Source organism: Sporosarcina luteola (assembly GCF_023715245.1).
GTDB classification, from domain to species: domain Bacteria; phylum Bacillota; class Bacilli; order Bacillales_A; family Planococcaceae; genus Sporosarcina; species Sporosarcina luteola_C.
Genome location: NZ_JAMBNV010000001.1, coordinates 1964159 through 1979256, shown reverse-complemented (window position 1 = coordinate 1979256; position 15098 = coordinate 1964159). Strand labels below are relative to the sequence as shown.

The following is a 15098-nucleotide window of genomic DNA, read 5'->3' as shown; positions in this document are numbered from 1 at the left end:
ATTGAATGCAATCTATATCTCAATGAAACAAGTACTATATACATATTTTACAATGAAAATAGTTTTTGAGTGGAGGAATGTGGAGGGATGTGGTACATTAAAAACATATAGTGGGGTGAAGAGTATGTTCATGGGCGAATATCAGCACACTGTAGATGCAAAAGGCCGTTTGATAGTCCCGTCAAAATTCAGGGAATATCTGATGGATGGCTTTGTGCTGACTCGTGGATTGGATAACTGCCTCTTCGGTTACCCTATGGAGGAATGGAAACGGCTGGAGGAAAAATTAAAGGCGCTGCCGGTTACGAAGAAAGATGCCCGCGCATTTGCCCGGTTCTTCTTCTCAGGGGCCACTGAAGTTGAAATAGACAAGCAGGGTCGTGTCAATATTCCAACCTCATTACTCGACTACGCGAAAGTTGAAAAGGATTGTGTCGTCATTGGCGTTTCAAGCCGAATTGAAATCTGGTCTAAATCTTCTTGGGATTCCTATTACGACGAGTCAGAGCAATCATTCAATGAAATCGCGGAAAACATCATCGACTTTGACTTTTAATACGATAATTATCAATTGGAAAGTAGGCGGTTTCGATGTTCGATCATATAACAGTTTTACTTCATGAAGCCGTCAATGGGCTCAACATTAAACCGGATGGCATTTATGTCGATTGCACACTTGGCGGAGCGGGACACAGTTTAGAAATCGTGAAGATGTTGTCGGCAAATGGCAGACTCATCTGCTTTGATCAAGATACGACAGCAATTGATGCTGCCAAATTGAAGTTAAACGATTATTTGGAGCAAGTCACATTCATCCACTCCAACTTCCGGAATTTGAAAGATGAACTGGCAAAGATAGACGTGCATAAAGTGGACGGTATTCTATACGACCTTGGTGTTTCCTCTCCACAGTTGGATACGCCGGAACGTGGATTCAGTTACAATCACGATGCCTTACTTGACATGCGCATGAATACAGAGGCGGCATTGACTGCTTATGAAGTGGTCAATGAATGGCGATATGAAGATCTGGTGCGCATCTTTTTCAGGTATGGTGAAGAGAAGTTTTCCAAAGGGGTCGCCCGCAAGATCGAAGAAGCGCGGAATAATGCACCGATCAAGACGACAGGCGAGCTTGCAGAGTTAATCAAAGAAGGAATCCCAGCTGCCGCTCGCAGAACCGGTGGACATCCGGCGAAAAGGGTTTTCCAAGCAATACGGATAGCGGTGAATGATGAGCTAGGGGCAGCGGAGGATTCATTAACCGACGCTTTAACTGTCTTGAATCCCGGTGGACGCATTTGTGTCATCACATTCCATTCACTGGAAGACAGACTTTGCAAGACAATCTTCAAAGAAGCGTCTTCCATGCCGGAACTACCGCCGAATTTGCCGATTGTTCCAGAAGGGATGGATCCCGAATTCAAACTGGTTACGAGAAAACCGATCCTTCCAAGTACAGATGAAATTGAAGTGAATAAAAGATCCAGGTCTGCAAAACTGCGGATCATAGAGAAAAAATAAAGGGGGAACTTGTAAATGGCATTGGAACAGAGAAGCTTTCAAATGAATACGGTCCATGAGGTACATGCACCACAATCACCAAAGACAAATGAAACACAACAGCCGGCGAGGCGTTCACGAAAACTTTTCTCTACAGGAGAAAAATTTCTGTTCGTGCTGTTCGCGGCAGTTCTCGTACTTTTCTCTACAATGATTTTGCATACTCAAGCCCAAATCAATGATACGAACAAGGAAGTGCAATTAATCAACAAGGAAATCGACGAAACGGCAAAACAAAATACAGAATTGTCCATACAAGTGAGCGAGAAATCTACATACGAAGTTATTTGGAATAAAGCGAAGGAGCTCGGCTTGAACCTGAATGAGAAAAACGTAAAGGTCGTGCCTGGACGATGAAAAAGAAATTTCGATTTCAATGGGGAGCCTTCCTGATGTTTCTGGTTTTTGGAGGGCTCTTTTTTCTTTTGTTTGGAAGATTGTTAAGCATCCAAATTACGGGACAGGCCGAAGGAAGACAAATGGCAGCAATGGCGGAAGCTAAATATGCGCGCGAGTCGATTCTAAAAGCCGAACGAGGTAAAATCATCGACCGGAACGGTGAAGTGATCGCTTCCGATACGCTGAGCTACCGGTTGATTGCAATTTTAAGTGAAAAAGCGACTGAAAAAGGTGCGAAAAAGAAAAGGCATGTCACTGATTTTGACAAGGCTGCCGAATTGTTAAGCAGATTCATCCCGATGGAAAAAGAAAAGATGATTGAAATCAGGGATGCAGCAGTGAAAAGGAATACGGATACGTACGAGACGTATCAAATCGAATTTGGAAAAGCGGGCCGGGATATTAGCCATGAAACAATGCTGGCCATTAAAGAGGCTGCTGATAAAGAAGGTGTTACAGGTCTACAGTTCATCGAAGATAAGAAGCGTTTTTATCCAAACGGGAATTTCGCATCGTATTTGATCGGATTTGCGATGAGAGAAGAAGATGAGAACAAGAAAGTTTCAACGATCGGTAAAATGGGACTAGAACAGACCTATAACAAGGAGCTTACCGGTATAGACGGAAAAGTGGATTATAAAACTGATATTTGGGGATTCATCTTACCGAAATCTGAGAAGAAGGTCGTCGCTGCTAAAGATGGACTGACCATTCAATTAACAATTGATAAAACAATTCAGAACTTCGTCGAAGATGCGATGAATAAAGTTGAAGAGAAATATTCACCTAAAAAAATGCTTGTCATCGTCACAAACCCGAAAACTGGAGAAATTTATGCAATGAGTCAGCGCCCATCCTTCCATCCATCCACTCGTGAGGGATTGACGGAAAACTGGCTGAACGATGCCATCCAGAACACAATTGAACCTGGCTCAACGATGAAGATCTTTACATTAGCCGCGGCGATTGAGGAAAATAAATGGGCCCCTTCCGCTGAGTATCAGTCTGGACAATATAAGATCTACGATAAAACAATTCGAGACGTCAATCGGACCGGCTGGGGGAGAATCACTTTCTTGGAAGGATTCCAAAGATCCTCGAACGTTTCAATGGCTTATTTGTTAGAAAGAATGGGCGACCGGACATTCATCGAATACCTACGTGGATTCGGGTTCGGTGAAAAGGTGGGAATCGATTTACCGCACGAAGTTCCGGGCATCATTTTGGACATAAATCCTAGTGAAAGGCTGACGACTTCATATGGACAAGGGTCCACAGTCACTCCAATCCAGATGATCCAGGCTGCGACAGCCATTGCAAATGACGGTAAAATGATGAAACCGTATGTTATCGATCAAATAGTCGATCCGAATACGGGGAAAGTTGTGGAAGAACATAAGGAGGAAGAACGGAAATCTCCTATTTCGTCGGAAACTGCCAAGCGAACACGTGAGGTATTAGCTTCCACAGTCACATCAGATGTTGGTACTGGCCGGAAATTCGCACTTTCTGGATACTCAGTCGGCGGCAAGACAGGAACGGCGGAAATTCCGAGAACAGATGGCAGAGGATATCTGGCCGGTGACGGCAATTATCTTTATTCATTCCTCGGAATGGCACCTATCGACGATCCGCAGTTATTGACGTATGTAATCGTCCAGCAGCCGAAGCTTGAACCAGGCCAATACGGTTCGGATCCGGTTGCTGAGTTATTCACTTCCATAATGGAAAGCAGCTTGAAGTATATGAATATACTTCCTGAAAATAGTGAAACATCTTTGACGAAGTCATTATCAGACCATATTGGAGAAGCTGCGGAATCCTCGATTGCAGACCTTGAACAACAAGGTTTTTCACCGATACTGATCGGTGAGGGAGGAAAGGTGAAAAGCCAATATCCTGAAAAAGGTACAAAGCTGAGTGAAGGTTCTATTGTGCTCCTTGAAACTGAAGGCGATACCACTCTTCCAAATTTTTCCGGGTGGTCGAAAAAAATGGCGTTATCATTTAAAATGTTATCTGGGCTTGATATCCGGTTGAACGGGGATGGATATGTGACAGAGCAAAGTCTTTCCGCGGGGGCCGTTATCAGCAAAGATGATCCTGTAGTGCTCCAGCTTAAATCACCGGAAGATCAACATACACCAATCGAGCAGAATGAAGAGGCAGAGGAGGAGGACGTGGAAGAGATAATTGGTGGATGATGTATAGCTGTCCTCGCCCTTTCATAGGTTGATAGAAAAACGAAAGGTGTGGGGCTCTGCGTAAATATGCTGATTTGCAATCGAAGAAGCGGTTGCGGGCAATTTTCATCATTTTCCTCATTTCCATATCCATGGTTATAGCAAAGCTCTTCCACGTCCAAATCATTAAACATGAATGGTTGAAAGCGCGTGCGGAAGAGAATTGGGATCGGGAAATCCCTTTTGGAGCCATCCGGGGGGAGATCCAAGATCGCAATGGCCAGTTGATTGTTGGAAACAAACTGGCTCCGACGCTTTATTTTATGCCCTCCCAAAACAAGGAACCGGAAAAGGCGGCCGCGTTATTGGCGGACATTTTGCAAGTTGATAAAGAAAAACTGCTGGAGAAGATGACGAAAAAAACGTATATGAACAAGTTAGCGCCTGAAGGGAAAAACATTACCCAGGAACAGGCGACGGAGATTGCGAAGTTGCAAATCGATGGCTTGTATACAGGGGTGGATTTCGTAAGGAACTATCCGTATGGTGAAATGCTGTCTAGGCTGATTGGGTTTACTGGGTTTGATGGAACGGGCCTTGCAGGCATTGAATATGCATACGATGAGATCTTGCAAGGCACTGGAGATAAAATACGCCTCTATACAGATGCGAAGGCGATTCCTCTGCCGCATGTCGACGATGGTTTTCAGACAGGGAAGAAAGGGGCTACCATTGAACTGACGATCGATATCAAAATGCAGAAGGTCATGGAACGGGAATTGCTTCAGGCAATGGAAAAATACGATGCCACCCAAGCGATTGGAATTATCATGAATCCGAAGACAGGCGAAATCCTCTCATTGGTTTCCATGCCGACGTTCAATCCTGCCGAATACCAGGATGCCGATCAAACGATCTACAATCGGAACTTGCCAGTTTGGATGACGTTTGAACCGGGATCGACATTCAAAATCCTCACGCTTGCCGCGGGCTTGGAAGAAAAAGTTATCGACCTTCATCATGATCACTTTAATGACCCTGGCTACACGATGGTAGCCAATGCAAGGTTAAGGTGCTGGAAAAGGGAAGGGCACGGGCACCAGTCTTTTTTAGAAGTTGTTGAGAATTCCTGCAACCCGGGCTTCATAGAAATCGGCCAGCGTTTGGGCGGTGAAAAGCTTGATAAATATATTCGGGATTTCGGCTTCGGTGAAACGACAGGATCAGGAATTGCGGGCGAAGCAAAAGGGATTCTGTTTTCTAAAGAAGCATTTGGTCCGGTCGAACAAGCAACAACAGCTTTCGGCCAGGGGATTTCCGTAACGCCAATCCAGCAAGTGCAGGCTGTAGCGGCTGCAATTAACGGCGGTTATCTGTATCGTCCGTATATTGTAAAGGAAATTAAGAATGATAAGGGAGAGACGCTGCAATCGTTTGAACCCGAAATGAGACGCCGTGTCATTAGCGAAGAGACGTCCGCCCAAGTGAGAGAGGCGTTGGAATCGGTTGTCGCAAAAGGTTCCGGCCGAAACGCTTTCAATGATGGACTCCGTGTCGGCGGAAAGACGGGCACTGCCCAGAAGGTTGTCAACGGCAATTACAGCGATGGCGACTATATCGTTTCGTTTGTCGGGTTCGCTCCGGCGGATGATCCCGAGTTACTTGTCTATATAGCAGTTGACAGTCCGAAAAACTCGATTCAATTTGGGGGCGTCATCGCGGCACCGATCGTCGGCAGAATCATCGAAGAGATTGCTCCGATAGCCGGCATCGAAAAGAGGGAAGGGCAGATTGAAAAAGAATACCGATGGGGAGATGCGATTACGCACCGGGTGCCGGATATGACAGGCATGACAAGAGGAATGGTTGCCCGCCAGCTTCACACGTATCGTATAGAATGGCATGGAGAAGGCGACGTCATTAAATACCAAATGCCAGTCCCCTATTCCTTGATGACGGTGGACGATGTTATTCATGTTTACACAGAAGAATGATAAAGCTCAAGGCGCATACAAAGCGCCTTGAACTAAACAATAAAATACAATTACAGTTTCAAAACAAGTAAGGAGAACATATTATGACACTCGTCACGACAATAACGGTTATTACCGTAGCATTTCTATTAACAGCATTAATCGGGACCGCAATCATACCATTGCTCAGAAGGTTGAAATTCGGTCAGAGCATCAGGGAAGAGGGTCCCGAAGCACATAAGAAAAAAGCGGGCACGCCTACAATGGGCGGCCTTATTTTCCTGAGCTCCATTATCATTACGATGATTGTCCTCTCATACATATATGAAGATGTACTGACTACACAGTCCATTGTACTGATGATTGTGCTTGCCGGTTTCGGTGTTATCGGATTTTTTGACGATTTCATCATCGTCGTCATGAAAAGGAATTTGGGATTGACATCCATCCAAAAACTTATTGGCCAAATCATTATTGCAGTTATCGCCTTTTTCCTATTGAAAATGGGTCCGTTTGAAACGACAGTGATAATTCCTTTTACAAATTTTTCAATTGACCTAGGAATTTTCTACGTCGCTTTCCTCATTTTTTGGCTCGTCGGGTTTTCGAATGCTGTCAACTTATCCGATGGTCTAGACGGGCTTGTTGCAGGCACTTCAACAATTGCCTTTGCGGCATTTGGTGTACTTGGGCTAGTGTATGAACAATTTGATATCGCAACGTTCGCATTTGTTGTTTCAGGTGCAATGCTTGGCTTCCTATTGTTCAATATGAAACCAGCCAAAGTATTCATGGGGGATACTGGTTCCTTGGCGCTCGGCGGAGCGATTGCAATGCTATCAATCCTAGTGAAGCAAGAACTTCTTCTCCTCGTCATTGGAATCGTCTATGTTATTGAAACATTATCGGTGATGATTCAAGTAACTAGCTTTAAGTTGACTGGAAAAAGGGTATTTAAAATGAGTCCGATTCATCATCACTTTGAATTATCCGGATGGTCCGAATGGAAAATCGTTATTGTTTTTTGGGGAGTGGCACTTATTGCCGCGATGATACCCGTATTGTGGGAGGTGATGTAAATGGGAAAGCGAAATGAGCTCAAAGGCAAGAAAGTCCTTGTACTTGGCCTTGCTAAAAGCGGCCATGCTGCAGCAGATCTCTTACATTCACTAGGGGCATTCGTAATAGTCAACGATTCCTCCCCGGAGACGGGAAGCGAAGAAGCAAAAGCGCTGCGATCAAAAGGGATTATAGTCATTTGTGGCGGTCACCCGGAAGATATATTGGATCATGACTTTGATGTTATCGTTAAGAATCCAGGCATCCCTTATCACAATCCAGTCATTCAGCAGGCGGAACAGAAAGGGATTCCAATCTGGACTGAAATAGAGCTTTCATATTTGGTAAGTGAAGCACCAATTATCGCCATCACAGGATCGAACGGAAAGACGACAACGACAACGCTTCTATATCATATTTTGAATATCGGAGGCAAAAAGCCTTTGATTGCTGGAAATATTGGAACTGTAGCGTGCACAGTGGCAGAAAATGCAAGACCCGATGAAGTTATTGTCATGGAGGTGTCCTCTTTCCAGTTGGCCGGAACGGAAAACTTCCGCCCGAAGATCGCCGTCTGGACAAATTTATACGATGCACATCTTGATTATCATGGAACACCTGAAGAATATGCCTTGGCGAAAGCGAAAGTTACAGCTAATCAGACCGAAGAGGATTTCTTTATTTATAATGCAGATCAACCTGAAATGAGGCCGTACGTCGAACGGTCTGCTGCCTGGAAAGTCCCTTTTTCTCTACAAGGGAGACATGCAGAGGGAATATCAGCGGATGATGAGCTAATCTACTGGCAAGGCGAACCGTTTGTTAAAAGGTCGATCATCAAATTGCTTGGTCAGCATAACTTGGAAAATATTTTAGCCGCTACGGCTTCTGCCATTCTTATGGATTGTGACAAAGAAACAATAGAAAATGTGCTAAGTTCTTTTACAGGAGTTCGTCACCGCATGCAGTTCGTTAAAGAATTGAAGGGCAGAACATTTTACAATGATTCGAAAGCGACAAACACATTGGCGACAAGAAGCGCCTTATCATCCTTCCAGTCGCCCGTTGTATTGATTGCTGGAGGTCTGGATAGGGGGCATTCATTCGAGGAACTGAGGCCATATATGGGCAGGGTGAAGGCGGTACTTGCACTCGGCGAAACAGCCGACCGGCTTATCGATTTTGCATCTTCATGTGGAGTTCAACATGCGTTGAAAGCCGACTCGATGGAAAAAGCTGTGCAAGAAGCATTTGCAATATCACTTGAGGGTGATCAAATCCTACTGTCTCCCGCTTGTGCAAGCTGGGATCAATACCCGAGTTTTGAAGAACGTGGAGATGCATTTATCGAAGCTGTCATGAAGCTTTAAGTCAGCCATTCACCACTTGACCAATAAGACGGAAGGATGCGTTCACTGGATCGGAAATTAAAAGCTGCCTTCGTCATTTCGGCAGTATCGTTGTCATTGATAGGATTGGTTTTTGTCCATTCGGCAGGCTCGTATTGGGGGCAAGTGCACTATGCGGATTCATCCCCTTTCATCGTTAAGCAAGGGATATACATGGCTGTTTCTATAGTTGTGGCATTTATGTTGATGAAAGGGCCATGGACATCCAGTGAGTCATTCTGGACCGCCTTTTATTACATAACGATCATCTTGTTAGTTGCGGTTATGATACCCGGCATCGGTGCAGTACGGAACGGATCCCAGAGCTGGATTGCCCTCGGTCCATTCAGCATCCAGCCTGCAGAATTCGTTAAAGTGGCACTCATAGGAAAGCTTGCTTGCAACATGAAGCAGTCGGCTGGAAAGAGGCCGTTCAGACTAAGCCATTTTGTTCTCATTTTACTTCCGGCTGCTTTAATCATGTTACAGCCTGATTTGGGTTCTGCAGTGATCATGATTGTCTCAGCTTTTGTAATTTTGTTTTTGGCAGGATATCCGCTGTCGTTTTTCGGTATACTCGGCTTTGCGGGTATAGGGGCGTTTGTTGCTCTTATTGCAGCTGCGCCATACCGATTGGAACGTATAAAATCGTATATCGATCCTTGGAACGATCCCCTCGGAGCTGGATTTCAGGGTATTCAGTCGTTGTTCGCGATTGCGCCGGGAGGATTGTTCGGCCATGGTTATGGAAATAGCAGGCAGAAATATTTGTATTTACCCGAGCCGCAAAACGACTTTATATTTTCTATCATTGCAGAGGAGACGGGATTTATTGGAGCGACATTCATTCTTCTCCTCTTTTCCATACTCCTCTTGTCCGCATTTGGAATTGCAATCCGGACGAATGATTATAAGTCATTTCTAATGACAGCAGGTATGGCTTCGATGATCATCTTCCAAACGTTCCTGAATGTCGGGGTTGTCTCTGGGTTGTTGCCGGTCACGGGGGTTACATTGCCGTTCATCAGTTATGGCGGCTCTTCCTTGCTGACGACATGGATGGCAGCAGGAACCATTTTACATTTCGCTTTTTATAAACAACGAGGTTGAAGGGAGGGCGGAACATGGATAAAGTGATAGACATCGAAGAGCGGATTCCTTCCATGAGGGAAAAACGGAGAAAAAAGACGAATAAGAAGTTTTTATTCATCATTGCCGTTTTCTGTATCGCCCTTCTTGTACTTTTATACTTCCAATCTCCACTTAGCAAGGTTGGTGAAGTGAGAATTAAAGGGGCTTCCCTTCAAAATGACCACTATTATTATGAAAAAAGCGGGATTTTAGAAGGAACTTCATTTTGGGGATTTAAAGCGAAAGACGTGGAAGAAGAACTTTTGAAACTGGAAGGCGTCAGTAGTGTTGCCGTCACAAGAAAATGGATGAGGGATATCGATATATCAATTGAAGAATGGAAAACCGTCGCTTATATGGAGAGTGCCGGGGAATATAGTTTATTGCTCGAAAATGGTGCGTTATTCGAAGGTGACGGAAATTATCCAAACGTGCCTATTTTGAATCATGTGGACAACCCTGAACTTCGAAAAAGACTGACAAATCAATTGCTGAAAATGGATAAAAATGTTCTCCAATTGATTTCCGAAATCATCTATACTGGGACAGAGGAGAATCCCGATACGATTATTGCGTATATGGACGATGGGTATGAAGTCCATGCGATTCTTCAGACGTTTGCGGAGAAGATGGATTATTATCCGGATATCATTTCCCAACTGGGAGGGATTGAAAAGGGGATTGTCAATATGGAAGTGGGCATTTTCTTTACACCATTCAGCAAAGTTTACGGAAATGACGGTGTAGAAGAAGGGGAAGGTGATGAAGTTGGCGAAGAAAATGAGTGAGGACTACAAAAATAGAGGAAGATACATATTATACTCTTTCGTCTTTCTCATACTCGGTTTCATCTTCGCATTCTCCTATCGTACATTAGGGAAGGATAGCAGCGAATTGGCCCAGTCCCCGACATTTCAACAGGAAGAACAGTATCGGGAAGAATTGATCGTTCAAAAGGAGCGGAATAAGGAACTTGCTGATGAGATTCATGCGAAGCAAATTGAAATCCGGGACTTTGAGCAATCCTTTTCAGAGAACGAAGACAATCATACCGTACTCGTCGAAGAAGCAAAAGATCTAAGGTTGCTTCTAGGCGTCATTCCGGCTTCCGGTCCGGGAGTGCGTATTACATTAAAGGACGGCGATTATGATCCTGTCGTACAGAATCCCAATGATTATATCGTTCATGAAAGCCATGTGCTCCGTGTTGTAAATGAATTGAAGATTTCTGGCGCACAAGGGATAGCAATCAATGGACAGCGAATTTCAGCCAATTCGTATATCAAATGTACAGGGCCCGTCATCACGATTGACGGCAGGACGCTTCCGGCTCCGTTTGTCATTGAAGCTGTAGGTGATTCTGAAGTCTTGTCGGCAGCTCTGAATTTGGGCGGTGGAGTCATTGATGGATTAGTGCATGACAATATAGTCGTCACATTGGAGCAAATGAAAGACATCAAGCTTCCCGCTTTACGGGATGAGGCATGAGTAAACAGTAAGAAGGAGGGTGTTCGTTGAAAAAAGCTATCAATTGGAAATTCACAATTGTCCTCCTGCTGATCGGATTTATGATTGCTGTCCAATATAATACGATGGAACATCCTAAGGAACGTGATACGAGGGATATTTGGGCAATTCGCCAAGAGTTGGCGGAAGAGAAGAAAATCCATTCAGAGCTTCTTACCGAAATCCGTGATTTGGATAGAACGATCTCCTCATATAGGACGTTAAGTGAATCTAGCACGGGACAGGCATTGAAGGATACAGTGGACAAGCTGCACAAAAAGGCGGGAACAACAGATATATCGGGTCCTGGCTTTACGATCGAAGTTCGCCCCTCTGTGGAGAGCGTAGCATATGGAATACCAATCACGAGTATTTCATCCGATCTACTGACCCGTTTCGTCAATGAGGTGAACCGATTTAAGGGCATTCACATGGAAGTCGACGGCAAGCGATATACGGTGATGAGCTCGATTCGAGTCATTAATGGCGTCACCACTGTAAATGGGTTGAATGTCTCGACTCCGCCCTTTACGATAAAAATCATATCTCCTACGATGTCCGATAGCGAAAAGCTATATAATTATTTGTTAGCATCATCCATCCATGACGATTTTTATCTTGATAATCTCGTGTTGGAAATCAATCAACCGGAAAGGGACATAACGATCCGGGGATATCCCGACAAATTCAAAAATCTTTATTTGAAAGAACTTCCGAAAGGGGAATGACAATGTGGTTGCCACTGCTCGGATTACTTCTAGGAATTTCGCTGGGCCTGTTAACAGATTTACAGATCCCGCAAATTTACAGCAACTATTTGTCCATCGCCGTGTTAGCTGCACTAGATACGCTTTTCGGGGGAATACGTGCTCATCTTCAACAGATTTATGATGATAAGGTGTTCATTTCCGGTTTTTTCTTCAATATCGCACTTGCGGCCGGTTTAGCTTTCCTTGGAGTGCATCTCGGTGTGGATTTATATTTGGCCGCCGTATTCGCATTCGGAGTAAGGCTATTCCAGAATATCGCTGTCATACGAAGGATTTTGCTGACGAAATGGTCAGATCGAAGTAAGGTTTCTGAAACAAAAGTTCAGGAGTGAAAGGAATTGAGCATCGGGTGGAGAAAATATTTAGACAATACGACTCTAATACAATAGAATGTAAGATAAGGACTGTAATGGGAGGTGCCGGGAATTGAGTCAATCTACAATTTATGTATCACTTGATATAGGATCTTCGTCAGTCAAAGTACTGATCGGTGAAGTGGATGGCGGATCCCTCCATGTAATCGGGGTAGGTAACGTCCAATCAGCAGGCATTCGTAAAGGGACGATTATCGACATCGATGCGACTGTCCAATCCATCCGCAAAGCGGTGGAACAGGCTGAACGAATGACGGGTATGCAAATCCGGGACGTCATTCTTGGCATCCCTTCCAATGGCGTGCTGCTGCAAGACGTAAAAGGCGTTGTAGCCGTCAATTCGGAGAACAGGGAAATAACGGATGACGACCTTGATCGGGTTATGAAATCCGCACAAGTCATGTCGGTTCCTCCTGAGAGGGAAATCGTCAATATCATACCGAAACAATTCATTGTGGATGATTATGATGAGATAAAGGATCCAAGAGGAATGATCGGCGTCCGTCTTGAAATGGATGGTACTCTAATTACGACTTCCAAAACGCTAGTTCACAATATCTTGCGATGCGTCGAGCGTGCTGGCCTCGTAATCCGTGAAATTTACTTACAGCCACTCGCAGCCGGGCAGTTTGCTTTGACAGAGGATGAAATGAACCATGGCACGGCATTTATCGATATCGGCGGAGGTTCAACGACAATCGCAATCTTTGGGGATAACCGCTTTATTTCAACTGCTGTCATTCCAGTTGGCGGTGATCATATTACAAAGGACTTGTCGATTATTCTTAAGACACCTACAGAGCAAGCGAGAAAAATCAAACATCAATATGGACATGCCTTTTACGATGACGCATCGGATGATGAACTTTTTGAAGTCCCTGTCATTGGTGCCGATTCGAAAGATCAATATAGTCAAAGATACATATCGGAGATCATAGGTGTCCGATTGGAAGAGTTATTCGACTTGGTTCTTGAAGAGCTGTACCGTATGGGTATCCATGATTTGCCGGGCGGTGTCGTCTTGACTGGCGGAACGACGAAGCTCGACGGGATTTTGCAACTTGCAAGACATGTATTGAGAACGAGGGTACGAATCCATACTCCTGAATATATCGGAGTTCGTGAACCGATGTATTCGACTGCTGTAGGACTTATCCGTTATGCTAGTATGGAAGATAGCTATTTTGGAATAGCAGCTGAATCGCAAACTGCTGCCACACATAGCGAGATGGATTACCCATCTTCCAGTAAAAAGAAGGTCGCTGTCCAACCAAAAGAGAAAAGGACAAGCTTCATGAACAAAACCAAGAGATTTTTTGATGGATTTTTTGAGTGACTGATGTAAATGTGGTCATATAGGGATTAGGAGGAGAGAGCATGCTGGATTTTGATACAAATGTCGATGCACTCGCAGTCATTAAGGTGATTGGAGTCGGTGGCGGCGGAAATAACGCGGTTAATCGCATGATTGAACATGGAGTGCAAGGTGTTGAATTCATTGCAGTGAATACGGATGCGCAAGCGCTTAATTTATCCGAAGCTGGAGTGAAATTGCAAATCGGAGCCAAATTGACTCGTGGACTAGGTGCGGGGGCAAACCCTGATGTAGGGAAAAAAGCGGCTGAAGAAAGCCGTGAACAAATAGAAGAGGCGCTTCGCGGCGCTGATATGGTGTTCGTAACTGCCGGTATGGGCGGAGGTACAGGAACAGGTGCCGCACCAGTGATCGCCCAAGTGGCAAAGGATCTTGGAGCGCTTACGGTAGGTGTTGTCACACGCCCATTCACTTTCGAAGGAAGAAAACGCCAAACGCAAGCTATCGGTGGAATCGCGGCGATGAAAGAATCGGTAGATACGCTGATCGTCATTCCAAATGATAAATTGTTGGAGATTGTCGATAAAAACACGCCGATGCTTGAAGCATTCCGTGAAGCTGACAATGTTCTCCGTCAAGGGGTGCAAGGGATTTCAGACTTGATCGCTGTCCCTGGACTTATCAACTTGGACTTTGCAGACGTGAAGACGATCATGTCCAATAAAGGTTCTGCACTTATGGGAATCGGTATGTCGACAGGTGAAAACCGCGCTGCAGAAGCTGCAAAAAAAGCCATTTCAAGCCCACTTCTCGAAACGTCGATCGATGGAGCTAAAGGTGTCTTGATGAATATTACAGGCGGGTCCAATCTAAGCTTGTTTGAAGTTCAAGAAGCAGCAGATATTGTTGCTTCCGCTTCCGATGAAGATGTTAATATGATTTTCGGTTCTGTCATTAATGATGGCTTGAAGGACGAAATCCTTGTTACAGTCATCGCGACAGGATTCAGTGAAGAGCAATTGAGTCCTTCAAAGCCTTCAAGGAATCCAGGATTCGGCGCTGCACGTCAACGTGAACCTCAGCCTGTGCAACAACAGCCTTCGCATACGCGACGGGAAGAGCCACAACAGCATTTCCAACAGCCTGAGCCGACACGACAACAGCAAGGCCATCAGCAAGAGGATGCTTTGGACATTCCGACATTCTTACGCAACCGCAGAAGATAATAAATAGTAGAAGCTCTCCGGCAGTCCAATTAGGACATGCCGGAGAGCTTTTTAGTTTGTAGTCCAATGCAACAAAACATATACCGTTAGCAACACAACGTAACCCGCCCATCTCCGCTGTTCATGTCGAATATTTACTATAAATTATCCCTTGTTCCGACAAACATTGCGGTCACGAGGTGTTATCCTTACGTACAAGGAGGGCAAGCTG

General features: G+C 44.8%; 14 protein-coding genes. All 14 read left to right on the top strand.

The window, feature by feature from the left end; translation table 11 throughout:
- The first annotated feature begins 124 nt into the window (after positions 1 to 124).
- Positions 125 to 556: a division/cell wall cluster transcriptional repressor MraZ gene (gene mraZ / locus M3152_RS09520; protein ID WP_251694893.1), complete on the top strand. Its 432-nt coding sequence runs from the start codon at positions 125 to 127 to the stop codon at positions 554 to 556.
- Between the two features lie 35 nt (positions 557 to 591).
- Positions 592 to 1524: a 16S rRNA (cytosine(1402)-N(4))-methyltransferase RsmH gene (rsmH, locus tag M3152_RS09515; RefSeq protein ID WP_251694892.1), complete on the top strand. Its 933-nt coding sequence runs from the start codon at positions 592 to 594 to the stop codon at positions 1522 to 1524.
- 15 nt (positions 1525 to 1539) lie between these two features.
- On the top strand, positions 1540 to 1920 hold the full coding sequence (gene ftsL / locus M3152_RS09510) for a cell division protein FtsL (protein WP_251694891.1): 381 nt from the start codon (positions 1540 to 1542) through the stop codon (positions 1918 to 1920).
- Between the two features lie 35 nt (positions 1921 to 1955).
- On the top strand, positions 1956 to 4166 hold the full coding sequence (locus tag M3152_RS09505) for a penicillin-binding protein (protein ID WP_251694890.1): 2211 nt from the start codon (positions 1956 to 1958) through the stop codon (positions 4164 to 4166).
- A gap of 74 nt (positions 4167 to 4240) precedes the next feature.
- Complete coding sequence (locus M3152_RS09500) at positions 4241 to 6139, top strand: penicillin-binding transpeptidase domain-containing protein (protein WP_435371933.1); 1899 nt, start codon at positions 4241 to 4243, stop codon at positions 6137 to 6139.
- An 83-nt stretch (positions 6140 to 6222) separates the two neighbouring features.
- The gene (gene mraY / locus M3152_RS09495) at positions 6223 to 7197 is read left to right on the top strand and encodes a phospho-N-acetylmuramoyl-pentapeptide-transferase (protein WP_251694889.1); all 975 of its coding nucleotides are present in this window, start codon (positions 6223 to 6225) and stop codon (positions 7195 to 7197) included.
- Positions 7198 to 8547 carry a UDP-N-acetylmuramoyl-L-alanine--D-glutamate ligase gene (gene murD, locus M3152_RS09490; RefSeq protein WP_251694888.1) on the top strand — a complete coding sequence of 450 codons (1350 nt, stop codon included), beginning with the start codon at positions 7198 to 7200 and terminating at the stop codon, positions 8545 to 8547.
- Positions 8548 to 8583: 36 nt separating this feature from the next.
- Positions 8584 to 9675 (top strand): putative lipid II flippase FtsW, encoded by a 1092-nt coding sequence (ftsW, locus tag M3152_RS09485; protein ID WP_251694887.1) that lies wholly within the window; start codon positions 8584 to 8586, stop codon positions 9673 to 9675.
- A gap of 14 nt (positions 9676 to 9689) precedes the next feature.
- Complete coding sequence (locus M3152_RS09480) at positions 9690 to 10484, top strand: cell division protein FtsQ/DivIB (protein ID WP_251694886.1); 795 nt, start codon at positions 9690 to 9692, stop codon at positions 10482 to 10484.
- Positions 10459 to 11184 (top strand): DUF881 domain-containing protein, encoded by a 726-nt coding sequence (locus M3152_RS09475; protein WP_251694885.1) that lies wholly within the window; start codon positions 10459 to 10461, stop codon positions 11182 to 11184. Before M3152_RS09480 ends, M3152_RS09475 begins: the two co-directional genes overlap by 26 nt.
- Positions 11185 to 11210: 26 nt before the next feature.
- Positions 11211 to 11930: a DUF881 domain-containing protein gene (locus M3152_RS09470; RefSeq protein WP_251694884.1), complete on the top strand. Its 720-nt coding sequence runs from the start codon at positions 11211 to 11213 to the stop codon at positions 11928 to 11930.
- Positions 11931 to 11932: 2 nt separating this feature from the next.
- Positions 11933 to 12304 (top strand): small basic family protein, encoded by a 372-nt coding sequence (locus M3152_RS09465; RefSeq protein ID WP_251694883.1) that lies wholly within the window; start codon positions 11933 to 11935, stop codon positions 12302 to 12304.
- A gap of 94 nt (positions 12305 to 12398) precedes the next feature.
- Entirely contained in the window at positions 12399 to 13682 is a 1284-nt protein-coding gene (ftsA, locus tag M3152_RS09460; protein WP_251694882.1) for a cell division protein FtsA, read from the top strand.
- Positions 13683 to 13723: 41 nt separating this feature from the next.
- The gene (gene ftsZ, locus M3152_RS09455) at positions 13724 to 14887 is read left to right on the top strand and encodes a cell division protein FtsZ (RefSeq protein WP_251694881.1); all 1164 of its coding nucleotides are present in this window, start codon (positions 13724 to 13726) and stop codon (positions 14885 to 14887) included.
- Positions 14888 to 15098 lie beyond the last annotated feature (211 nt).

What these genes read in the sequence shown, in the direction of transcription:
- mraZ (WP_251694893.1), top strand. Translation starts at nt 125, where the DNA reads ATGTTCATGGGCGAATATCAGCACACTGTAGATGCAAAAGGCCGTTTG.
- rsmH (WP_251694892.1), top strand. Translation starts at nt 592, where the DNA reads ATGTTCGATCATATAACAGTTTTACTTCATGAAGCCGTCAATGGGCTC.
- ftsL (WP_251694891.1), top strand. Translation starts at nt 1,540, where the DNA reads ATGGCATTGGAACAGAGAAGCTTTCAAATGAATACGGTCCATGAGGTA.
- M3152_RS09505 (WP_251694890.1), top strand. Translation starts at nt 1,956, where the DNA reads ATGTTTCTGGTTTTTGGAGGGCTCTTTTTTCTTTTGTTTGGAAGATTG.
- mraY (WP_251694889.1), top strand. Translation starts at nt 6,223, where the DNA reads ATGACACTCGTCACGACAATAACGGTTATTACCGTAGCATTTCTATTA.
- murD (WP_251694888.1), top strand. Translation starts at nt 7,198, where the DNA reads ATGGGAAAGCGAAATGAGCTCAAAGGCAAGAAAGTCCTTGTACTTGGC.
- ftsW (WP_251694887.1), top strand. Translation starts at nt 8,584, where the DNA reads ATGCGTTCACTGGATCGGAAATTAAAAGCTGCCTTCGTCATTTCGGCA.
- M3152_RS09480 (WP_251694886.1), top strand. Translation starts at nt 9,690, where the DNA reads ATGGATAAAGTGATAGACATCGAAGAGCGGATTCCTTCCATGAGGGAA.
- M3152_RS09475 (WP_251694885.1), top strand. Translation starts at nt 10,459, where the DNA reads ATGAAGTTGGCGAAGAAAATGAGTGAGGACTACAAAAATAGAGGAAGA.
- M3152_RS09465 (WP_251694883.1), top strand. Translation starts at nt 11,933, where the DNA reads ATGTGGTTGCCACTGCTCGGATTACTTCTAGGAATTTCGCTGGGCCTG.
- ftsZ (WP_251694881.1), top strand. Translation starts at nt 13,724, where the DNA reads ATGCTGGATTTTGATACAAATGTCGATGCACTCGCAGTCATTAAGGTG.